The sequence below is a fragment of the Pseudonocardia asaccharolytica DSM 44247 = NBRC 16224 genome, from assembly GCF_000423625.1.
Lineage (GTDB): Bacteria > Actinomycetota > Actinomycetes > Mycobacteriales > Pseudonocardiaceae > Pseudonocardia > Pseudonocardia asaccharolytica.
This window is the reverse complement of the sequence record NZ_AUII01000020.1, coordinates 67,940-89,624: the sequence shown is the minus strand read 5'-3', so window position 1 is coordinate 89,624 and position 21,685 is coordinate 67,940. Positions and strand designations below refer to the sequence as shown.

The following is a 21,685-nucleotide window of genomic DNA, read 5'->3' as shown; positions in this document are numbered from 1 at the left end:
ACCTCCCGCCCCCGGCGCCGCCCCGGCCGGTCGAGGCCGGCAAGGACCGCGGCCGCCGGGGCCGGGGTGAGGTGCTCGCCGAACCCGACACGGCGCAGGCGCGCGGCCAGCGCCTCGTGCTCGACCCCGGCAATGTGCAGCCGTGTCGCCGCGACGCGGGCGCGCTCGGGCAGGCCGCCCAGAACGTCCAGGGCGTCCGTGTCCAGGTGGTCGACCCCCGACAGGTCGAGGATCACATGCGGCGCGCGGTGGAACTGCTGGCCCGTCCGCAGCGCCAGCTGCGGCGCGGTCGTGCCGGTCACCCGTCCCGCCGCCCACACGATCACCGCTGCGGGGGTGGGGGCGTGCAACCGGATATCGAGAAGCTCGTCCGGCTCGTCGGTCGTGGTGGGATCGTGCCGGGGCGACGGAAGCACCGACAGCGGCGACCGCGTGGAGGGGATTCGGTCAACGGGGTGCATCGTGTCCTCCTGCCGAGCGTGAGGTTCTCCGGGCTCCTGCCCGTCATGACGGCGGGTGGGCCGGGCCCCATCCCCTCGAGCCCGGCACGCCCGGCGCGGCGGCTCGCCCGACACCCGCGGTGCTGAATCGGCAGGGATGGCGCCCGGTCGCGCCCGCCTGGTCGGCGCCCCGCGGAGGGCCACACCCCCTGGTGGTGATGTGCCTGCTCATCCGCTCGTGCGGAACGCAGGCGGATTCTCATGCGACGGGATGCCGCGTGACGCACTCGGACCCGGAGGCGTCGTCAACGCCATTGTCGCCCCGGCAGGTAGCCGCCCGGTAGATCGTGAACAGGTCGGACAGGCTCGCTTCATCGAGCTTCTCCATGACTGCCGGACCCGCCCCGGTCAGCTTCAGCCAACCCTGACGCGCGGTGAGCCGGCGACTCGCCGCGGCGAGCAACCCGAGTATCCCCGGGTGGGCGCCGTATGCCTGGGACAGATCCACCACCAGATACCGAGCGCCGGCGACGAGCAGCCCGGTCGCGCGCTGGCGCAGTTCCGCCGCCGACTCTTGATCGAGCATGCCGGTCACCGTGAGCAACGCATGATCGCGGTCAGGCTGCACGGAACTGATGATCCATTTGTTCGTGCTTCCGATTGTGCGCCGCTCGTGGTGGTCCAGCATTCCCATTTCCTGGCTCCTCTCGGCGGATCCATCGCGGCATGGTCGGAGCGGAATGGGAGAGATTGCGATCAGCAACCACTGCCGCCCGAGCACGCTGGCCAACTCGGCTAGTGGTTCCAACCACGGGTCACTTTAAATGAGACGGTAGCCACCCGCAACCCCTTGAGGGGGGCCGGATCGAGCCATTGACCTGGAAGGAGCCCGCCAGGCCCCACATCATGCGACAGTTGGCAGGCGGCGGGCGTAAGGATTGTCTATCAACCACCGGGAATCGGGTTTGGATACATGATCAAGTGACAGCCGTATTGCGTTCCCATTGACTCCAGATTTCGCAACCATGGCTCTTCCTGCATTCCCGGCTGCGGGTAACACCTGTTCTGAATGTCCGGCCAAAGCCTCTTCTGAATGTCCGGCCAGGGCCTGTTCTGAATGTCGAGCCAGGGCCCTCGGCATTGTCGCGATGCGCGGGGCCTGACCTGCGGCGACACGCGGTCGAGAGCGGAGAGAGCTGCGCTTCCTCGCCGGAGGACGATCGACCGAGGATCGGGCCTCGGTAGCGCCAGGCCGAGGCCCAGCAGGCGCCGCGGGCCCGAGCAGTGGGGGTCGAATGCGTGACGTCGGCCGCGTCGCCCGCGCTGTCTCCTACGGTGGGGGCGTGGCCCGCGCTCTGATCACCAATGACGACGGCATCGACTCGCCCGGGCTGTGGGCGCTCGCCGCGGCCGCGCGCGATGCCGGCCTCGAGGTGGTGGTGGCGGCGCCGCATCTCGACTCCAGCGGGGTCGGGACCTCGGTGCTGTCGGTGCGGGACGGCGCCCGGACCGAGGTGCACGCCCGCGAGCTGCCGGGACTGCCCGGGGTGGAGGCCTGGGCGGTGGAGGGACACCCGGCCTACATCGTGCATGTGGCCGGCCGCGGGTGGCTCGACCCGGTGCCCGATGTCGTGCTGTCCGGGATCAACGTCGGCGCCAACGTGGGGCACGCCGTGCTGCACTCCGGCACGGTCGGGGCCGCCCTGACCGCCGCCCGGCACGGCTGGCGGGGGCTCGCGGTCTCCTTGGAGACGGCCTGGCCGCCGCCCGAGCAGCTGCACTGGGACACCGCCGTGGCGGTCCTGGCCCCGGTGCTCACCGGGCTGCTCGCCGCCCCGGCCGGCACCGTGCTCTCGCTCAACGTCCCCGACCGTCCCGCCGCCGCGCTGCGTGAGCTGCGCGAGGCGCGGCTGGCCAGGTTCGGGATCGTGCAGGTGTGCGTCGCCCACCGGATCGAGGAGAACGGCGGGGGCGGCCTGCACGCGACCGTGGGGGAGCTGGAGGATCCGCCGGAGCCGGGCACCGACGTCGCGCTGCTCGCGGCCGGGCACCCGACCCTGACGGAGCTGACGCCGCTGCGCGAGCGTCCCGGCGTGCTGGAGCGGCTGGCACTGGGCGGGTGACGCCGCAGTCGGCCGAGGATGTCGGCCGCGGCGAGGTCGGCCTGATAGGGGCGACGCGGGTGAACGCGCCACGGCCGGTGACGTCGCCGACCGCCCACGCTCCGTCGGTCACCCGCAGGTTCTCATCGACCGGGACCGTGCGCGGGTCGGGGTCGATCCCCACCGCGTCCAGGCCGGCGGCGGCCAGGTCGACCCGACGTCCGGTGACCACGAGCAGCTGTTCTCCGACCGGTCTCCGGCGGGACAGGGGCGGGCGGCCAGGGGCGCCACAAGGCGCGCCCCGGCAGTCCCGCCACGGGCAGACCTCCACCCGGCCGGACCACATCAGGGCGCGGGATGCGCCGCCTGCTCAACCTCGCGCGCGAGCCAAACGAGCAGCCGGCGGCGACTCGGCCCGGCACCTCAGTCAGGAATCGCCGCTCTGTCGTGGCTGCGTCGAGGGCACGGCGAGAACGGGACACGGTGCGATCTCGAGCAGGCGGCGTGTGACGCTGCCGACCAGGAGGCCGACGAGGGGGTTCCTCCCGCGAGTGCCGGTGACGATGAGGTCGGCGTCGGCGTCCCGCGCGAAATCCGCAATCACCTGGGCCACACCACCGACCATGACATTGCCCGTGACGAACTCGGCGTTGATCCCGTCCTGCTGCAGAGCCTCGACCGCCCGTCGAACCGCTGCCTGCCCTTCGTCGTGAAGGTCCGCGACCGCGGCGGCGGCCCTACCGAGCCCGACCTCGTTCACGTAAACGGCGATCAGCCGGGCACCGCTGTTCTGTGCGATACCCCTCGCCCACGGTAGCGAACGCTCCGCGGCCGCCGACCCATCGCTCGCCCAGACGACGGTCCTGAACATGTTGTCCTCCATCCTCCTGGTTCGCCGGAGCTTACGGATACCCGCTGCTGCCTGGATCAGGAGTTCCTGCCCGGGTTGCCGTTCTACACCCACGGCTCACGCGTCGCCGATGGTCGGCTGTTCGGGCCGGATGCTCCTCCGACGGCGTTGGCGTTGTTCGCCGACCGGTTCGTCGAGCTGACCCGGTTCGCGCTGCTGCATGACCTCGTTGGCGGGGTGGCCATCCGTCACCCCACGCCGGGTACGGACAGCCTGGCCATGCTGGCCCGGGACGTGCTGGTCGCGCTCGGCAAACGGCCCGGCACTGGCAGCGGCTGATGGAGTTGGCCCGCGCGGCCCACCTCACCGTCTGGCTCGTGATCCATCGGCCGGCACTCGGCCCAGACCACCAGGCGGTGCTTCCCGTGCCGGCCACGCCCCTGGTCCTGGTCGGCGGTGCTGGACCAGTTCGGCCGCGCCGGACGGCTGATCGGTGTGCAGTCGGTCAATGCGGGAAGGGCGTTCACCGTGCCCGTCGGCTGATCGCCCAGAAGCGGCCGCTACCGACGCGTTCCAGGCCAGCCCGTGGCCGTCCCCACCGATCGCGAGTGCGCCGTCATAGGTCGAGAAGCAGCCGAGGGGTGTGGGCCCGGCTCACGCAGATCATCATCGTGTCGCCCTTTTCCCGCTCCGCCGCGCCGAGCACGTCATCACGATGATTCGGGGTTCCCTCGAGGACTCGGGTTTCGCAGGTTCCGCAATAGCCCTCTTCACAGGACGACGGGACGTCAGGACGCACGTCGCGGACGGACTCCAGAATCGAGCGATCGGGTGCAACGGTGACGGTTTGACCGGTCCTGGCGAGCTCGACCTCAATGGATTCGTCACCCGCAACGGCCGCCGGGCCGGGGGAGGAAGCCGCGGCGAACCGCTCGGTCCGCAGGATCAGATCGGCCGGAGCCAATTCACAGAGGCGGGTGGCATCGGCGAGCAGCGAGGCCGGCCCGCAACAGTAAACTGCGGTACCGCTGTGGAGGCCGGCGATCGACGCGGCCAGGTCGGGGCGGCCGCTCCGGTCGGTCTCCACAATGTCGGCTCGGCCGGGGTTGATATCCCGCAACTCGGCCATGAAAGCCATCTCGCCGCTGCGACCGAGGTACACCAGTCGCCAGTCCGCGCCGGCGCGCTCCAGGGCCCGGGCCATCGCCACGATCGGGGTGACGCCGATGCCGCCGGCGATCAAAAGGTGCTGATGCGCCTGGGCGAGGCGGAAGTTGTTTCGCGGGCCGCGCACTCCGATCTGCGATCCGACCAGGGCGGTGGTGTGCACCTCGCGTGAACCTCCCCGCCCCGCGGGTTCATGCAGGACCGCGACGGTCAGGCTGGTCTTGTCCTGGTCGTCGCCGCACAGCGAGTACTGCCGGATCCGTCCGGACGGCAGCAACAGCTCGATATGCGCCCCCGGCTCCCATGCGGGCACCGCCTGTCCATCGGGATCGACCAGGGTGACGCTCACGATGTTCCGCGATTCGCTGCGGATCTGCTCGACCAGCATGGGGGTCCAGCCCTCACCAAAATGCCATTCGTCGGCCATATGGATATCACCTGCCTCTACCGGACTCGCCGCGTCGACTAGAACAGCCCGAAATACTCGTTCTGCTCCCAGTCCGTCACGGCCGAGTGGAAGCGCTTCAGCTCGTGCCGTTTGATTCCGATGTAGTAGTCGACGAACTTTTCTCCGACGGCCCGCGCGAACTGCGTATCAGCAGCCAGAGCATCGATCGCCTCACCCAGCGTGGCGGGAAGCCGTGGCGCATCGGTCTCATAAGGTTCGTCCGCGGCGGACTCGAGCTCCCATTTGTTTTCGACCCCGTTCAACCCTGCAATCAGCTGCGAGGCCATGTACAGATATGGATTCGCGCCGGGCTCACCGACCCGATTCTCCAGGTGCGTCGAGCCATCGGCCGCCGAACCGGTCACCCGTAGCATCGCCGCGCGGTTGTCCCTCCCCCACAGCACACGGTCGGGGGCCATCGAGTAAGGCTGGAAACGCTTGTACCCGTTGATCGTCGGAACGGCGAACGCCGAGGCCGCACGGGCGTGCCGGAGCTGACCCGCCAGATAATGCTGCCCCAGCGTGGACAGAATCGCTTCATGCTGCTCGGGGATGAAGGCGTTCACCGGCCCCTCGCCTGCCGGGCGGAGCAGGGACTGGTGCAGGTGCCAACCGCTGGAGAAGACCTCCGGGATCTGCGGCCGGCACATGAACGTGAGGTGGAGGTCGTGGCGCCGGGCGATCTGTTTCAACGCGCTGCGCAGCAGGATCACGGTGTCGGCCGCGCGAATCCCGATCTCGGGACCGAGGGTCACCTCGAGCTGGCTTGGTCCGAACTCGATCTCGATCGACCGTAGCGGCACGCCGAGCCGGCGCAACGAGTCGCTGAAGATCGTCACAATCGGCCCGAGGGCGTCGAGGCGGTCCTCGGAGAGCAGCTGGTAGCCGGTGTTGAGCAGCCCATCGCCCGCTCGATCGTCCGGGCCGGCGCGGAAGAGATGAAACTCGATCTCGACGCCCGTCTTGACGAGGAACCCGAGACGAGCCGCTCGCTCCACCGCGCGGCGCATCAGCCCGCGTGTGCACAGCGGTACCGGTTCGCCGTTGGCAAACCGCAGGTCACACAGGATCCAGCCGGTGCGACCCGCCCACTCCAGAACCCGGAAGGTCGTCGGGTCCGGAATCATGACCATATCGCCGGCGCCGGCCATCTCCGCGATTCCGAGTCCGCCATCGGGAGAGAATGCCGCGTACACGGTCTTCCCGGAGGTGTCCTTCGAGAGCAGCGTGGACACGATCGTCAAGCCGTCGCGCAGCACGGTGCCCAACTCGCTTGCGGCCACCGTCTTACCCCGCAGCAGCCCGTGCTGATCGGCAAAGACCACCCGCACCACGTCGAGTTGCTCACGTTCGACGCGTTCGAGGACATCCTTGGCGGCCACCCGCTGATCATCGGAGTAGAGCGCGTGCCGCTCGATGAATCCCACGATCTTCCTCAGTTCGGCGTGCCAGGGTACGGGGGCAACAGCTCGTCGTCCGGCTCGGCCGGGGCCGATCGGACACCGGCCGGCCCGGTGGCGCGTGCGGCGGCGGAATTCTGGGCCCACGGACTGCTTTTCCGCAGCAGCTCGACCGCGTCCGTCCAGTACGACTCCCACTGTCCGGTCGGACCGATACCGTCGAGCGGGATCGGGCCGCGACTCTCGACGTCGGCCGTGTCCTTCAACAGCAGATCCGGGTTCTTTCCGGCGGCCACCGCGTCGATGGCGGCCAGCAGCATGCGACGATAGGTCACGATCGCTCTGTCCGAGCGACTCAGATGCTCACGGGTCCGATCGTGGATATGGCCCTGCCCCTCGACCGCCATCTGGTCGTGAACGTTGATGTCATGGCCGACACCGGTGTAGGTGGAAGTCTTTTGCTCCGCCGGATCAAACATGTACTGGTTCGCGCGATTTCGCACCGGCTTGTAATCCGGCAACGTTATCCCCTCGAGCCGTTGCGCGCGCATCTTCTCGCGGTCGACCGGTTCCGTGAGGCTGGTGAACATCGCGTACCAGTAGCACGACGTGTCGTCGACCGGGACGTGCCACTGGGTGATCGCCATGCTCGAGCTGAGCGGGATGGTGATGCCATGCGGAAAGACCTGATGGGTGATCCGTACATGAGTGGCGGATCCGTCATAACCGTCGCCGTCGATGCGCCGCAGCGCGACGATCCGTTGGCCATAGTCGGTGCGCGTATTCAGGATCTCCGGACGCCCATAGTCGCGCAGGATCTTCGTCATAGGTAGGTCGGTACCTAAGGAGACGTTACGGAACTGCCTCCCGTATGCGTCGGACGGATCATCGTCTTCTTCAAAACGGTGCAGATAGGAGGCATGGGCCGGGTCGATGCCGACCTCGAGGGCCTGCAGCCAGTTGCAGTCGAGAAATCCCTTGAACGCGAAGGTGTACTCCTCCGGGGCGAGGAAACAGTCGAGCGCAGGCAAGTTCGGCTGCTCGCCCGGACCGAGGTAACCCCAGACGATCCCGTTGCATTCGCGGACGGGGTAGGCGGTCAGGCGGACCCTCGACGCCAGCTTGCTACCTGCCGGTTCGGCCGGTGTCTCCAGGCAGGCACCGCTGCCGTCGAAGAGCCACCCGTGGAAGTAGCATCGCAGCCCGCCGTCCTCCAGCCTGCCCAGGGACAGATCCGCCCCGCGATGGGCACAGCGCCGCTCGATCAGCCCGAGCGAGCCGTCGTCGTTACGGAACAGAACCAGGTCCTCGCCGAGAATCTTGACGGCCGCGACCGGCCGAGGCCCGTCGAGCTCCTCGGTCAACGCCACCGGCTGCCAGTACCGCCGCATCCAGTTCCCGGCGGGGGTACCGGGACCGGTCCGAGTCATCTTCTCGTTCTCTTCGGCTAGCATGACGCTCCGTTCGACTACCGCACTAATGTTCGGAAGTGGCGCGGTGACCGGAGAGTACGAGCATCTGGTGGGATGGCGCAATGGCGCGACTTGCGGATCGGGACGGCGAAGCCCGCCGGCAGCGCGAGCTGGCAGGCGCGCCGAATCCGGGCGACTTCTCCGAGGCGCTCGCGCGGGGTCTGGCCGTACTCGCGGCGTTCGGCACCGAGCGCCGCCGTCTCACCCAGGCCGACCTCGCCCGTGAGCTCGGCCTTTCCCGGGCCACCGTGCGGCGAGCCGTGCTGACCCTCGAACATCTCGGCTACGTGCGCGCCGACGGCCGCTCCTACGAGCTCACCCCGAGCGTGCTGCGCCTCGCCCAGAGCTACCTCGCCTCCAACATCGTCAGCGCCGTCCTGCAACCCGCCTGCGATCGGATCTGCACCCGGGTCCAGGAGTCGTGCTCCGTCGCGGTGCTCGACGGCGCGGACGCCGTCATGATCGCCCGCGCCGTACCCAACCAGCTCATCGCGGTCGGCAGCGGCGTCGGCTACCGGGTCCCCGCGCTCGACTCGTCGCTGGGCAAGATCCTGCTGGCCCACCTCGACCCGGACGAGCTCGCGAGCCGGCTCGCCGACATCGACACGACCGCCGCACCGGTCGACGCCGGCATCTTCGACAATGTCCGCCGGGATGGTTACTGCTATGTGGTCAATGACGTCGAGGCCGGGTTCCAGTCCGTCGCCGTACCGCTGCGCCGCTGGGACGGGCGTGCGATCGCGGCGATGAACGTCGGTTGTAGCGTCGAGCGGGTCCCGCCGGAGGTGATGCGCGGCGACGTGCTCGACCTGCTGCGCAAGGAGGCCGACGAGCTTCGCAGCCAGCTCATCTAGCGTTCTCGGCAGGGCCCGGCCCACCCGACTCGGTCGCGGAAATACCCCGACTCGCGCTCGGAAATACCGCGACTCGCGGGTCAGGCGCAGGGGCCGGCGCGCCACCATTCGCCGACCTCGTCGAGCGCCTCGTCGCCGAACGGGTTGACGCCACGGCCGCGGGCCAGCGCATGGGCGACGTGCACGTGCAGGCATTTCACCCGGCCCGGCATGCCGCCGGCGCTGACATCCGTGCCGAGCGGTTCGAGTGCATCGCGTTCGGCCAGGTACGACTCGTGCGCCCGCCGATAGGTGGCGGCGAGCTCGGGGTCCTCGGCCAGGCGATCGGTCATCTCCCGCATCCGGCCCTGCGCCTCGAGCGTGCTGATGCGCGCCGCGAGCCGCGAGCAGGTCAGGTAGTACAGCGTCGGGAACGGCGTGCCGTCCTCGAGCCGGGGCGCGGTCTGCACGACCGCGGGCAACCCGCACGGGCATCGGTAGGCCACCTCGCGGACGGCCCGCGGCGGACGGCCGAGCTGGGCGGCAACCGCGGCGACATCCTCGGCCCCAATACCGGACTCGTCGATCACGTCGTTCCTTCCGAGACCTCACGCCACAGCCGCTGGTACCACGGCACGCCGTCGGGCCCGCCGTCGTCGGGCCCGCCGCGCGCCGGCGCGGGTAACTGCACCACGAACGGGATCTCCCCCGGCCGGACATAACCGAGCCTCGACCGCGCGTCGGCCACCACCTGGTCGGGATCGGCGAGCTCCGCGCGCCGTCGGGTCAGCTCGTCGACCTCGGCGGCGAGCGCCCGTTGCTGCTCACTCACCTCGGCGAGCTCCTGGCGCTGGGTGACGAAGTTGCGCAGCGGAACCGCGACGCTCAGCGCGAGCGCGCACACCACGAACGCGAGCACCGCGGCCCGCCGGGCGGAGGAGAGCCCGAGCCACCCCGTCGTCGCCGCGACCACGCCGCCTACCCGCGATCGGCTACGGGTCAGCCGCGGCACCCGGATGCGGCGACGCGTGGTGGCCGCGGGCCGCGGGGGTGCCGCGCCGCGGCCGAACCGGACCCGATCGCTGCGGGTCCGGCCACGCTCGTCCGCGGCGGACATAACGGGTCAGGCCCCGGACTGTGGTACCGCGTAACGCGGAAAGGCCAGCTCTCCCGCGTATCGCGCGGCGTCGCCGAGAGCCTCCTCGATGCGCAGCAACTGGTTGTACTTCGCGACCCGCTCCGATCGGGCCGGGGCACCCGTCTTGATCTGGCCGCAGCCGGTGGCGACGGCGAGGTCGGCGATGGTGGTGTCCTCGGTCTCGCCGGAGCGATGGCTCATCATGCAGCGGTAGCTCGATGCGTGGGCGAGGGTGACCGCGTCCAGGGTCTCCGAGAGGGTCCCGATCTGGTTGACCTTCACCAGCAGCGCGTTCGCGGCACCGCGCAGGACTCCGTCCTCCAGCCGATCCGGGTTGGTGACGAACAGATCGTCGCCCACGAGCTGCACCCTGTCGCCGAGCGAATCGGTGAGCGCGATCCAGCCGTCCCAGTCGTCCTCCGACAGCGGGTCCTCGATCGACACCAGCGGGTAGTTGTCGACCAGCTCGGCGTAGACCGCGCTCAGGTCGGACGACGACAGGTCCTTGCCCTCGTAACGGTAGGTGCCTGCCGTGTGGAACTCGGTGGCGGCGACGTCCAGCGCGAGGACGATATCGCGGCCCAGTGAGTATCCGGCCCGCTCGACGGCGCCCGCGATCAGGTCGAGCGCGGCCTTGGTGCCGCCCTCGAGGTCGGGGGCGAAACCGCCCTCGTCGCCGAGCCCGGTGGCCAGGCCCTTCTGCTTGAGCACGGCCTTCAGCGAGTGGTAGATCTCGGCGCCCCAGCGCAGCGCCTCGCGGAACGAGTCCGCGCCGATCGGCGCGATCATGAACTCCTGCACGTCGACGGACGTGTCGGCGTGCGCGCCGCCGTTGAGGATGTTCATCATCGGCACCGGCAGCACGTGCGCGTTGGGCCCGCCGATGTAACGGAAGAGGTCCAGCCCGCACGACTCCGCGGCCGCCTTCGCCACCGCGAGCGACACCCCGAGCAGCGCGTTGGCGCCGAGCCGGGATTTGTCGGGGGTGCCGTCGAGGTCGACGAGACGCTGGTCGACCAGCCGCTGATCGACGGCATCCATGCCGGCGAGTTCCGGCCCGATCTCGTCGAGCACCGCGGCGACGGCCTTCTCGACTCCCTTGCCGCCGTAGCGGCTCGCGTCCCCGTCGCGCAGTTCGACTGCCTCGTGCTCACCGGTCGAGGCACCGGACGGGACAGCCGCCCGGGCCAGCGTTCCGTCGTCGAGCGCGACTTCCACCTCGACCGTCGGGTTCCCCCGCGAGTCGAGGATCTCCCGTGCGCCGACCTGCTCGATGACCGCCACCAGTGCTCCCGTCCGAGATCAGAACAAAAGACCCGGTGCGCCAGCCTAATCGCCACGTTCGGTGATCGGGCGCCGGTGCCCACGTCGTGTCCCGTGGCGGCCCCGCGACCACTCGCGGATCTTCCGCCGGGCACCTAACGTAGGCATGACCATGACGAGACAACCGGGTTCTGACAACGTGTTCGCCTCGTACCGCCGCGCCGAGATGCTCCTTGCCAGCCGGCGCCCGCTCGACGCACTGCAGGCCCTGCTGCCCGTGCTGGCGAGCCAGCCCAATGACGCGTCCGTCCAGCTGCTGGCGGGCCGCGCCTATATCGACTCCGCACAACTGCACCGGGCCGAGGAGGCGTTCAGCCGCGTCGTCGACCTCGACCCCTCCGACCACTACGCCCGCTTCGCCCTCGGCAAGGCGCTGCAGCGGCAGGGCCGTCTCGACGAGGCGCAGGCCCAGCTGAAGATCGCGGCGGCGATGGACCCGCGCCCGGAGTACCAGGAGGCCCTCGGCGAGGTGTTGGCGCGCATCGCGACGGATCGCTCCGGGTCGCCCTGAACTGCGCGCCGACCCAACGTTGTGGAGCCATAACGTTGCTCCAGCCAGTCCACTCAGAACGTTGTGGAGCCATAACGCGCGGCCGGGATCAGGGCACGGTGGCGTACCGGTTGGCGGCGGCCCAGACGAGCCGGGCGTACTCGACCGACCGGTTGTACGTCAGCACCCCGTCCCACCAGCCCACACCGCTGGCGGTGTCCCGACCCCGGGCGCAGAGATAGGCGGCGGCGGCTTTCGCGGCGTCGTCGATGTTCTGCGGATCGCCGCCCCGGCCATAACGAGCCCAGGTGGCCGGCAGGAACTGCAGCGGGCCGACAGCCCGGTCGTGCGTCGGATCTCCGTCGAGCCGTCCGTCGTCGGTATCGCGGATCTCGGCGACGCCGGGTGAGCCGTCCAATCGCACGCCGATGATCGGCGGACGGGCCATGCCGTCGGAACCGAGATCGGCGCGGCCCAACCGGCCGTGGTCGGATTCCACCCGCCCAATGGCGGCCACGGTCGTCCAGGACAACCGGCATTCCGGCGTCGCGGAACGCTGGCTGAGCTCGGCGGCGGCATAGGCCTGCAACGCGCGAGCAGGGACCCTGGTCCGGTCGGCGGTGTCACGCGACCAGGTGACGAGATCGAGGCCGGTCGGCAACGGGGCGCCCTGCGCGACCGGTGTGTCCCGCTTGACCGGAGCGGGCGCCAACCCGTCCGTCCGAGTCGGCCCGCTCAATCGCGCGCCTGCCACCACCACGACAACCGCGACGACCAGCACACCGACCAGTCCCATGACGATCATCGCGGTGCGCACGACTCCACCCTACGGACGGCCGCTGAGAGCACCCTCAGTCGTCGACGGCTCCGCTGGGCAACGGCTCGCGGTGGTGCAACTCGATCGCGGAAATACCCCGACTCACGGGTCAGGGGGTGGGCCAGTAACGCCGCCATGACTCGCCGCCGAGGGTGTGCGGGTCGAGCCCGTCGGCGCGGGCCGCGGTCTCGGCGGCGCGCACGGTCTCGGCGAAGCGCCGGGCGGCGGCCCGCAGCTCCGCCTCCGGGTCGAGGCCGGCCAGCTTGGCCCTCGCCGCCAGCGCGAACAGCTCCTCCCCGACCCCCGGCCCGGCGGGCAGCAGCCCGGCCGGCAGCCCGGCGCGGGCGGTCCGGCTGGTGAGCTTCGCCGCCAGCGCGACAGCGGGCTGGCCGAGCGGGACGCCGTCGACGCCCGACTCCCGCTGCTTCTCGTCGCGCTTGAGCTCCTCCCAGCGGTGCTCCTGCCGCTCGGCGGTGTCGATCCGCTCGTCCTCGCCGAAGACGTGTGGGTGCCGGCCGACCAGCTTGGCGACGAGGTCGGCGGCGACGGCGTCGATGTCGAACGGCTCGTCGCCGTCCTCGGCCGCGACCCGCGCGTGGAACAGCACCTGCAGCAGGACGTCGCCGAGCTCCTCGCGCATCGCCGCCCGATCGCCGTCCTCGATGGCCTGGTAGAGCTCGTAGGCCTCCTCGATGAGGTACTGCAGGAGCGACGCGTGGGTCTGCTCGGCATCCCACGGACAGCCGCCGGGCGAGCGCAGCCGATCCATCACCGCGACGGCGTCGAGCAGCGCCCAGCCCGCCGGTTCCGGGGTGCGGACGACCACGTCGGCGCCGGCCAGCACCGGATGTTCGGGATCGGTGGTGAGCACGACGGCGTCGGCGGGCGGATCGCCCTCGAGTGGTTCGGCGCCGACGGCGGCGAGGTCCGCGGCATCGGCGGTGGCCAGCACGACCGAGGCGGAACGCAGCGCGGGCAGCGCGGCGGCAGGCAGCAGCGCGCCCAACCGCGGCGAGAGCACCACGACGGTGCGAGTCACCTCAGCTCGCCACCGGGGGTGATGATCGATCCGGCTTCCTGCCCCGCCGCCACCACGCGCATCCGGATCGGGTCCCACACGCCGTAACGCGGGTTGACCCGCACCCCGAGTTCCTGGGACAGCGGCTGCACCAGTCGCTCCCCGATCGCGGCCAGCGTCGCCTCGTCGATCTGGCTCACGGCCGACGGACCGGCCGGAGCGGCGTCGGTCTTGCGGTCAACCACTTTGAGGACGAGCCAGCCGCTCTGGCTGGGGGCGGGCTGGAACACCACGATCTGCCTCGCCGGTGTCCCGAACAACACCATCGACGCCGTGCCCGGATCGCTGGCGGCCCGGAAGGGCAGGCCGCGCTGCGCGTTCACGCGGAACGCGGCATCGGCGGCCGATCCGCCCGCGGCGATCGCGCGGGCCTTGGCCTCGGCGTCCGCCCGCGATGCGGCCCCGACGATATCGACGACCACCGTCAGCCGGTCGACGTAGCGTTTGGCCAACTCGATGGCGAGCAGCTGATCGCGGAACCGCTGGCGTAGGGAATCCCGGTCGTACAGCGACGACCGCAGCAGCACATCCATCCCGCCGGCGGCAGCGAGCTCCTGGTCGATCTGGGCATCGGTGACGGTGAGGCCCTCGGTCGCCGCGGTGCGCTCCAGCAGGTCGTGCATGACCGCGCGGGTCACGACATCGCGGGCGATGTCGTCGGTGCCGACGCCGCGCGCGGCGAGCTGCGACACCACGTCGGGATTGGCGAGTGCCGCATCGAGGCGGGACTGGACCTGAGACAACGAGACCGTGTCCGATCCGATGATCGCGGCAGAACCCACCTGGTTCGGGCCGCTACCGCACCCGCTGATCACCGCGCCGACGACCGCCATGGCCACCGCGACGCGCCGTACTCGCCTGCGCACGCGGGCTACCCTCTCACGGCTCACCGACAGCCGGCTCAGCCCCCCGCGACGGGCGCCGGGGCACCCGCCGGCACCACCAGCACGTCGAGCAGGTTCGAGGCCCATTCGAGCAGCGCGATATCGCGCAGCGGCGCCCCACCGATCCGGTTGCCCTCCATCGGTCTGGGCACCGTGACCAGGCGCGCGGCGGATCTATAGGCACTCTTGGGGTACATGCGGCGAAGTCGCAGCTGCACCGACTCGGGAAGCTGAACCGGTCCGACCCGGATCAGATTCCCGGCCGCCGCGACCTCGGTGATCCCGAGACTCCGGCACCGCTGCCGGAACGCCGCGACGGCCAGCAGGTTGTGGACCGGGGTCGGCGGCTCACCGTAGCGGTCGACGAGCTCGGCAACGATCGCGTCGATCGCGTCCTCATCGGCCGCCTCGGCGATCTTGCGGTAGACCTCCAGGCGCAGCCGCTCACCCGTCACGTACTCGTGCGGGACGTGCGCGTCGACCGGCAGATCGACCCGGACCTCGGCCAGCTGCTCGGCCTCCTCGCCGTCGGCCGCCCCGGCCTGCTTGCGGAACGCCGCCACCGCCTCGCCGACCAGCCGGATGTAGAGGTCGAATCCGACGCCCGCGATATGCCCGGACTGCTCCGCGCCGAGGATGTTGCCCGCACCGCGGATCTCCAGGTCCTTCATCGCGACCGCGGCGCCCGCACCCAGCTCGGAGTGCTGCGCGATGGTCGCGAGCCGGTCGTGCGCGGTCTCGGTGAGCGGATGCTCCGGCGGGAACAGGAAGTAGGCGTAGCCCCGCTCCCGGCCGCGCCCGACCCGGCCCCGCAGCTGGTGCAGCTGGGAGAGCCCCAGCGTGTCGGACCGCTCGACGATCAAGGTGTTGGCGTTGCTGATGTCCAGCCCGTTCTCGACGATCGTCGTGCAGACCAGTACGTCGAACTCCCGCTGCCAGAACCCGTTGACGGTGCGCTCCAGCAGGTCCTCGTTCAGCTGGCCGTGCGCGATGGCGATCCTCGCTTCGGGCACCAGCTCCTGGAGCCTGCGGGCGGCCCGGTCGATCGAGCTGACCCTGTTGTGCACGTAGAACACCTGGCCGTCGCGCAGCAGCTCGCGGCGGACCGACGCCGCGACCTGCTTCTCGTCGTAACCACCGACGTAGGTGAGCGTGGGATGCCGGTCCTCCGGCGGCGTCGCGATCGTCGACATCTCCCGGATGCCGGCCAGACTCATCTCCAGCGTCCGCGGGATCGGGGTGGCCGAGAGCGTCAGCACGTCGACGTGGGTGCGTAGCGCCGTGATGTGCTCCTTGTGTTCGACGCCGAAGCGCTGCTCCTCGTCGACGATCACCAGCCCGAGGTCGCGCCAGCGCACCCCCGTCTGCAGTAGCCGGTGGGTGCCCACGACGATGTCGACGGTGCCGTCGGCGAGGCCCTCGATCGTCTGCCTGGCCTCCCCGTTGTCGGTGAACCGGGACAGCCCCCTGACGGTCACCGGGAACGCCCGCATCCGGTCGGCGAAGGTCTGCAGATGCTGGGTGGCCAGCAGCGTCGTCGGCACGAGCACCGCGACCTGCTTACCGTCCTGCACCGCCTTGAACGCCGCCCGCACCGCGATCTCGGTCTTGCCGAACCCGACGTCACCCGAGATCACCCGGTCCATCGGCACGGGCCGTTCCATATCGGCCTTGACCTCGTCGATCGCGGCCAGCTGGTCGGGCGTCTCGGTGTAGGGGAACGCGTCCTCGAGCTCGCGCTGCCACGGCGTGTCCATGCCGAACGCGTGCCCCGGCGAGGACTGACGTGCGGCGTAGAGCTGCACCAGACCGGCCGCGATGTCCCGGACCGCCTTGCGGGCCCGCCCCTTCGTCTTGGCCCAGTCGGCGCCGCCGAGCTTGTTGAGCGCGGGCTGCTCGCCGCCGACGTAACGGCTGATCTCGTCGAGCGCATCGGTCGGGACGAACAACCGGTCGGCGGGCTGACCTCGTCTGGCGCTTGCATACTCGAGCACCAGATATTCGCGAGTTGCCCCCTGAATCTCCCGCTCCCGCATCTCCACGAACTTCCCGATGCCGTGCTGGTTGTGCACCACGAAGTCGCCGGGCTGCAGGGTCACCAGATCGACGGCGTTGCGCCGGCGGGCGGGCATCTTGCGGGCGGTGTCGAGGCCGGCCCGGCTGCCGGTCAGATCGGCCTCCCCGAGCACGACCAGCCCGATCTCCGGCACGGTGAAGCCGTCGACGACGCGGCCGCAGGTGACCGTGACCATGCCCTTGTCCGGCGCCGAGGTCAGATCGTCGACGAGCCGGGACGCGACGTCGGCGTCCTTGAGCTGCTCCAGCGTGCGTCGCGCGGTGCCGTGCCCGGCGACGACGATCAGCGCCGCGCCACCTGCCGCGGTGTGCGCGCGCAGGTCGACCAGCGCGCGGTCGGTGTCGCCGCGGTAGGACTCGACCTCGTGCACGGCGGGCACGAGCGCCTCGTCGGCCCCGGACAGCAACGGGGACAACGAGATCACCGGGCGCCCGGTCGCTGTCGCATGCTCCAGCACCTCGGTGAGATCCCGGTAGGCGGAGGCGCCGACGTCGATCGGGGCGGCGCCACCGGTGCCCGCGGCGAGCCAGGACGCCTCCAGGAACTCCTGCCCGGTGCGAACCAGATCGTGGCCGCGGGTGCGAATGCGCTGCGGGTCGGCGAGCAGCACGAGCGAACCGGCCGGGAACAGGTCGGTGAGCAGGTCCAGCTCCCCGCCCACGAGCGCGGGGATGAGCGACTCCATGCCCTCGGCCGGCATGCCCTCGGCGAGATGTTCGAGCAGCTCCCGCAGCTGCGGGTTGTTCTCGTGCTCGCGGGCGAGCGCGGCCGCCCGTTCCCGGACCGGCACGGTGAGCAGCAGCTCCCGGCACGCGGGCGCGACGACCTCCTCGACGGTCTCGACGGAGCGCTGGTCGGCGACGGCGAACGAGCGCAGCTCGCTGACCTCGTCGCCCCAGAACTCGACACGAACCGGGTGCTCCGCGGTCGGCGGGAAGACGTCGACGATGCCGCCCCGGACCGCGAACTCGCCGCGGGCGGTGACCATCTCGACGCGGGTGTAGGCCAGCTCGACCAGCCGCTCCAGCAGCTCGTTGAAATCGTGTTCGTCGCCCACCCGCAACCGGATCGGGTCGAGCGCGCCCAGACCGGGCGCGATCGGCTGGATCAGGCTGCGCGCCGCCGCGATGACGAGGCGCAGCGAGTCGTCCGCCGCGGAGAGCCGATGGAAGATCGTGAGCCTGCGTCCGACGGTGTCCGGCCGCGGCGACAGCCGCTCGTGCGGCAGCGTCTCCCACGACGGCAGCATCGCGACGGCCGCACCGCCGAGGAGATCGGCGGCGGCCGCTCCCAGGTCTTCGGCCTCCCGGTCGGTGGCGGTGATCGCCAGCACGGTGCGCCCGGACCCGCCCTCGGCGGCCGGGACGGTCAGGGCGGAGGCGAGGAACGGGCGCAGCGGCGTGGGGGCCTCGACCTGGACCGCGGGGGTCTCGGGATGGTGTGCGGGGGAGTCGGCCGCGGCGCGGGCGGCCTCGGTGACGGCGCGCAGGCCGGGGTCGGACAGGACAAGGCCGAGCAGACCGGACAGGGTGGCCACGGTGGTCAGATAACCCCTCGGTAGAGGACGCACGGGGACAGGCCCCTGGCCGGTTCCCCGGAGGGGACTTGCGGCTGTCAGGCTACGCCCGCCCTCCGACACGCCGGTCTGTCGGTCGGGTGATGGTCCGCCGGGGGCGCCCGGCCCGATCACCGTGATACGCGCGGCCGATCGCGTCATGCGCCCAGCCCCATCGTCATGATCGTCGTTTGGGAGGCGGGAGCCGCGATTCCCGCGGTCGCGGCTGCCGAATCGCCGATCATGGGACGAGCGAACGCCCCGACTCGCGCTCGGGAACACCCCGACTCGCGAGATCAGCGGCGGGGTGGGAGGGCGGGTCGGCGACGGGATGGGCGGGTCGAGGGCTGCGGCGGCCGCACCGCCGGGCGTTCCGCCAGCGCAGCCGTGGCCAGCTCGATCGCCCGCTCCAGCTGTGGGTCGCGCCCGGCCACCCAGTCCTGCGGGGTGATCACCACCTCCACGTCCGGGTCGACGCCGTGGTTCTCCACCCCCCATCCCAGGTGGTCGAACCAGAACGAGTACCGCGGCTGGGTCACCCGGGTGCCGTCGACCAGGCTGTAGCGGCTGTCGATACCGATCACTCCGCCCCAGGTGCGGGTGCCGACGACGGGACCGAGCCCCAGCCGCTTGAAGGCCGCCGTGACGATGTCGCCGTCCGAACCGGAGTGCTCATCGGCCAGCGCGACGAGGGGTCCGCGGGGGGCGTCGCTCGGATAGGTCTCCGGCTGCCGGTGGCGCACCACGTCCCAACCGATCACCTTCCGCGCCAGCTTCTCGATCACCAGCTGCGAGGTGTGCCCGCCGCCGTTGCCCCGGACATCAACGATCAGCCCGTCGCGCCGGGTCTCCCGGCCGAGGTCGCGGTGCAGCTGCGCCCAGCCGCTGGCGACCATGTCCGGGACGTGCAGGTAGCCGAGCCTGCCGCCCGAGCGCTCGGCCACATACGCGCGCCGCCCGGCCACCCAGTCCTGGTAGCGCAGGGCCAGATCGTCGGACAGCGGGCGCACAACCACCCGCCGCAGCTCCCCGGACCCGGTGCGCACCGTCAGCTCCACCAGCCGATCGGCGGTCCCGACGAGCAGCGGCGCCGGCCCGAGCTGCGGGTCGATCGGCCGCCCGCCGATCTCGAGGAGGACGTCGCCGGCGCGGACGTCGACGCCGGGGCCGGACAGCGGGCTGCGGGCGCGCGCCGCCGATGTCTCCGGGGGCAGCACCCGCACCACCCGCCAGTGTCCCTCGCCGTCGGGTTCCAGGTCGGCGCCGAGCAGCCCCGGCCGCCCGGACCGATCTCCCCCGCCCTGCCCGCCGATGACATACGCATGCGACGACCCGAGCTCGCCGTGCAGCTCCCACAGCAGGTCGACGAGATCGTCCTTGCTGCCCACGGCCTCCACCAGCGGGCGGTACCGGGCGAGCTCGCCGGCCCAGTCGACCTCGGCCATGTCCTCGACCCAGAAGTGGTCCCGCATCAGCCGGCCCGCCTCGTCGAACATCTGCCGCCACTCCGCGACCGGATCGACCATGATGCGGACGCGGCGAAGGTCGACCTCGAACTCGTCGGCGTCGGAGTCGCTCGGCGCGCCCGAGCCGGACCGGTCGGTGCGCAGCACCCGCAGGGTGTCCTCGTCGCGGACCACGAGCCGGGTGCCATCGCCGCTGACCTCGTAGCCGCTCACCGGGTCGACGATGGTGTCGAGCTTGCGGCGCACCAGGTCGTAACGCTCGAGCACGGGCCGGGGGCCGTTGTCCCCGGTGATGGCGCGGCCCTCGCCGAGCACGCCCGCCACCGGTGAGCGGAACCACAGCAGGCAGTCCTTCCCCGCGCCGAGGCCGCTCAGCCTGCCCTCCGCGACCGGGATGGGCACCACCCGCGCCGCCAGTCCCTCGACGTCGACGACGACCGCCACCGTGTCCGGCGCCTTCTCCGCCGCCCCGTCGGGTTCGGTGGCGGGCAGATCGTCGCGGCCCTCCGACTCCGCCGAGACCGGGCGTCCGTCCGGGCTCGCCCCGAACGGCGAGGGCGTGCGCGCGGCCAGCGGGACCAGGAACGGCCGCCAGGCCGCCGGGAAGGACAGGTCGAAGGAGTGCTCGTCGTAGATCGGGTCGAAGCTGCGCAGCGAGAGGAACGCCAGGTACTTGCCGTCGGTGGTGAAGACGGGGTGCTGGTCGACGAACCGCGGCCCTGTGACCTCGACGAGGGTGTCGTCGGCCAGCCGGGCGATCACGATCCGGCTCAGCCCGGTCTCGACCGGGTCGGCGAAGGCCAGCCATGCGCTGTCCGGCGAGTAGGCCAGGCCGGAGACCTCGCCGTCGGCGCCGCGGGCCAGCTCGCGCAGCGCGCCGGTCGCGGTGTCCAGGACGAGCAGCCTGCCGTCGTGGGTGGCCAGCGCGGCGGTCGAACCGTCGGGGGCGGCGACCAGCTCCAGCACCCGCCCGATCTCCCCCGCGCCGTGCCGGACGAGCGCGGCGACGTTCTCGGCCGTGGCATCCAGCGGCGCGACGGTGACGGCGTCCTCGCCCTCGGCGTCGTCGACCCAGATCGCCCGGTCCTCGCCGAGCGGCTGCGCCAGCCGGGCGCGCACACCCGGCTCGGCGAGCAACGTGCGCGCCGGGCCGTCGCGGTGGGTGAGCCGGTGCACGGTGCCGCGGACCTGCACGATGCTGGTGCGCCCGGTGCGGTCGGGCTCGGCCCGGCGCAGCCACTCGGCCGCGTCGATGCGCAGCGGTTCGCGCGCGGTGCGCGGGCCCCCGAGCTCGACCTCGAGCCTCCGGGGGGTGGCGGCCGGGTCCGTCTCGAGATGTTCGACCAGCCACAGCTCGCCGGCCGATTCGTAGACGACCCGGCGACCGTCGGTGGCGGCGTGCCGGGCGTAGAACTGCGGTGCGTTCTCGGCGCCGTGGTCGGTGTGCCTGCGCAGGCCGGCGAGGTCCCCGTCGCGCGGCAGCGAGTAGAGGTTGCCCCAACCCTCGTGGTCGGACAGGAACGCGATCCGGTCACCGACCAGCATCGGCGCGTCGAGCTGGCCGTCCAGCCCGGAGGCGAGCCGCTCGAACTGCCCCGACCCCGTCCGATCCCACCACAGCTTGCCCATGGTGCCGCCGCGATAGCGCTTCCACCACGCCATCTCCCGCGACATCGGGGTGGTCAGCAGCACCACGAGCCCGCCGTCGGGCGCGACGGCCAGGTCCGAGACGGGCCCGTGCTCCAGTCGCCGCGGCGCCCCGCCCTCGGCCGGGATCGCATAGGCCCAGCTGCGCCGGGCCGAGGGCTGGCCGGCCGCGGTCACCGCGAGCACCTCGCCGTCGTCGGTCCAGCCGATGGTGCGAGTGCGGGCATTGCCCCACCAGCTCAGCCTGCGGACGCCCCCGCCCCGCATGTCGGACACGAACACCTCGGGGGCGCCCTCCCGCCACGACGTCCAGGCCACCTGCGACCCATCGGGGGACAGTCGTGGGTTGGCGGCCGCGACGGCATCGGCGGTGAGTCGGTAGGCGCGGCCGCCGGCCAGCGGTGCGCACCAGACGTCGTCCTCGGCCACGAAGACGGCCGTCTCGTCGTGCAGGTGCGGGAAGCGGAGATAGCTGCGGAGCACGACCAGACGGTATAT

18 protein-coding genes are annotated in these 21,685 nt (G+C 71.3%); 4 read left to right on the top strand and 14 right to left on the bottom strand.

Features of this window, described 5'->3' with window-relative positions; translation table 11 throughout:
- Together G567_RS29715 and G567_RS0118185 are read right to left on the bottom strand one after the other, a co-directional pair.
- A partial coding sequence (locus tag G567_RS29715; RefSeq protein WP_037057612.1) for an STAS domain-containing protein occupies positions 1-461 on the bottom strand: 461 nt, incomplete at its 3' end.
- Between the two features lie 238 nt (positions 462-699).
- Positions 700-1,134 (bottom strand): STAS domain-containing protein, encoded by a 435-nt coding sequence (locus G567_RS0118185; protein WP_028931106.1) that lies wholly within the window; start codon positions 1,132-1,134, stop codon positions 700-702.
- Positions 1,135-1,783: 649 nt separating this feature from the next.
- Here G567_RS0118185 and surE point away from each other — a divergent pair.
- On the top strand, positions 1,784-2,563 hold the full coding sequence (gene surE / locus G567_RS0118180; RefSeq protein ID WP_028931105.1) for a 5'/3'-nucleotidase SurE: 780 nt from the start codon (positions 1,784-1,786) through the stop codon (positions 2,561-2,563).
- A gap of 406 nt (positions 2,564-2,969) precedes the next feature.
- On the opposite strand, the gene G567_RS0118175 is transcribed toward surE, so the two are convergent.
- Positions 2,970-3,425, bottom strand: a complete 456-nt coding sequence (locus G567_RS0118175; protein WP_028931104.1) for a universal stress protein — start codon at positions 3,423-3,425, stop codon at positions 2,970-2,972.
- Positions 3,426-3,488: 63 nt separating this feature from the next.
- Between G567_RS0118175 and G567_RS0118170 the strand changes: the two genes are divergently transcribed.
- A complete protein-coding gene (locus G567_RS0118170; protein WP_028931103.1) occupies positions 3,489-3,731 on the top strand; it encodes a hypothetical protein in 243 nt (80 codons plus the stop codon).
- 277 nt (positions 3,732-4,008) lie between these two features.
- On the opposite strand, the gene G567_RS0118160 is transcribed toward G567_RS0118170, so the two are convergent.
- The 3 genes from G567_RS0118160 to G567_RS29710 are packed head-to-tail and all read right to left on the bottom strand — an operon-like array spanning position 4,009 to position 7,861.
- Positions 4,009-4,986: a PDR/VanB family oxidoreductase gene (locus tag G567_RS0118160; RefSeq protein WP_245585694.1), complete on the bottom strand. Its 978-nt coding sequence runs from the start codon at positions 4,984-4,986 to the stop codon at positions 4,009-4,011.
- Between the two features lie 38 nt (positions 4,987-5,024).
- Complete coding sequence (locus G567_RS0118155) at positions 5,025-6,434, bottom strand: glutamine synthetase family protein (protein ID WP_028931101.1); 1,410 nt, start codon at positions 6,432-6,434, stop codon at positions 5,025-5,027.
- Between the two features lie 8 nt (positions 6,435-6,442).
- Complete coding sequence (locus G567_RS29710; RefSeq protein ID WP_084796229.1) at positions 6,443-7,861, bottom strand: aromatic ring-hydroxylating dioxygenase subunit alpha; 1,419 nt, start codon at positions 7,859-7,861, stop codon at positions 6,443-6,445.
- A gap of 80 nt (positions 7,862-7,941) precedes the next feature.
- Here G567_RS29710 and G567_RS0118145 point away from each other — a divergent pair, with 80 nt between their 5' ends.
- On the top strand, positions 7,942-8,733 hold the full coding sequence (locus tag G567_RS0118145; RefSeq protein ID WP_051233257.1) for an IclR family transcriptional regulator domain-containing protein: 792 nt from the start codon (positions 7,942-7,944) through the stop codon (positions 8,731-8,733).
- An 80-nt stretch (positions 8,734-8,813) separates the two neighbouring features.
- Here the strand turns inward: G567_RS0118145 and G567_RS0118140 are convergent, their stop codons facing one another.
- The 3 genes from G567_RS0118140 to eno are packed head-to-tail and all read right to left on the bottom strand — an operon-like array spanning position 8,814 to position 11,134.
- A complete protein-coding gene (locus G567_RS0118140; RefSeq protein WP_028931099.1) occupies positions 8,814-9,302 on the bottom strand; it encodes a DUF501 domain-containing protein in 489 nt (162 codons plus the stop codon).
- Entirely contained in the window at positions 9,299-9,829 is a 531-nt protein-coding gene (locus tag G567_RS0118135; protein WP_028931098.1) for an FtsB family cell division protein, read from the bottom strand. Before G567_RS0118135 ends, G567_RS0118140 begins: the two co-directional genes overlap by 4 nt.
- A 6-nt stretch (positions 9,830-9,835) precedes the next feature.
- On the bottom strand, positions 9,836-11,134 hold the full coding sequence (gene eno, locus G567_RS0118130) for a phosphopyruvate hydratase (protein ID WP_028931097.1): 1,299 nt from the start codon (positions 11,132-11,134) through the stop codon (positions 9,836-9,838).
- A gap of 145 nt (positions 11,135-11,279) precedes the next feature.
- On the opposite strand from eno, the gene G567_RS0118125 reads away from it, so the two are divergent.
- A complete protein-coding gene (locus tag G567_RS0118125) occupies positions 11,280-11,684 on the top strand; it encodes a tetratricopeptide repeat protein (protein ID WP_028931096.1) in 405 nt (134 codons plus the stop codon).
- Positions 11,685-11,772: 88 nt separating this feature from the next.
- Here the strand turns inward: G567_RS0118125 and G567_RS0118120 are convergent, their stop codons facing one another.
- The 5 genes from G567_RS0118120 to G567_RS0118100 form a co-directional block, all read right to left on the bottom strand.
- Positions 11,773-12,480, bottom strand: a complete 708-nt coding sequence (locus G567_RS0118120) for a lysozyme family protein (protein ID WP_245585693.1) — start codon at positions 12,478-12,480, stop codon at positions 11,773-11,775.
- Between the two features lie 109 nt (positions 12,481-12,589).
- Complete coding sequence (locus G567_RS0118115) at positions 12,590-13,519, bottom strand: nucleoside triphosphate pyrophosphohydrolase (RefSeq protein WP_028931094.1); 930 nt, start codon at positions 13,517-13,519, stop codon at positions 12,590-12,592.
- The gene (locus tag G567_RS0118110) at positions 13,516-14,424 is read right to left on the bottom strand and encodes a SurA N-terminal domain-containing protein (protein WP_161631720.1); all 909 of its coding nucleotides are present in this window, start codon (positions 14,422-14,424) and stop codon (positions 13,516-13,518) included. The genes G567_RS0118115 and G567_RS0118110 overlap by 4 nt, the downstream gene beginning before the upstream one ends.
- A gap of 35 nt (positions 14,425-14,459) precedes the next feature.
- Positions 14,460-18,047 (bottom strand): transcription-repair coupling factor, encoded by a 3,588-nt coding sequence (mfd, locus tag G567_RS0118105; RefSeq protein ID WP_211223964.1) that lies wholly within the window; start codon positions 18,045-18,047, stop codon positions 14,460-14,462.
- A 323-nt stretch (positions 18,048-18,370) separates the two neighbouring features.
- Positions 18,371-21,670, bottom strand: coding sequence for a S41 family peptidase (locus tag G567_RS0118100; RefSeq protein WP_028931091.1), 3,300 nt, complete (start codon positions 21,668-21,670; stop codon positions 18,371-18,373).
- Positions 21,671-21,685 lie beyond the last annotated feature (15 nt).

Coding starts and splice junctions, on each gene's coding strand:
- G567_RS0118145 (WP_051233257.1), top strand. CDS start 7,942: ATGGCGCGACTTGCGGATCGGGACGGCGAAGCCCGCCGGCAGCGCGAG.
- G567_RS0118185 (WP_028931106.1), bottom strand. CDS start 1,134: ATGGGAATGCTGGACCACCACGAGCGGCGCACAATCGGAAGCACGAAC.
- G567_RS0118160 (WP_245585694.1), bottom strand. CDS start 4,986: ATGGCCGACGAATGGCATTTTGGTGAGGGCTGGACCCCCATGCTGGTC.
- G567_RS0118135 (WP_028931098.1), bottom strand. CDS start 9,829: ATGTCCGCCGCGGACGAGCGTGGCCGGACCCGCAGCGATCGGGTCCGG.
- G567_RS29710 (WP_084796229.1), bottom strand. CDS start 7,861: ATGCTAGCCGAAGAGAACGAGAAGATGACTCGGACCGGTCCCGGTACC.
- G567_RS0118175 (WP_028931104.1), bottom strand. CDS start 3,425: ATGGAGGACAACATGTTCAGGACCGTCGTCTGGGCGAGCGATGGGTCG.
- G567_RS0118125 (WP_028931096.1), top strand. CDS start 11,280: ATGACCATGACGAGACAACCGGGTTCTGACAACGTGTTCGCCTCGTAC.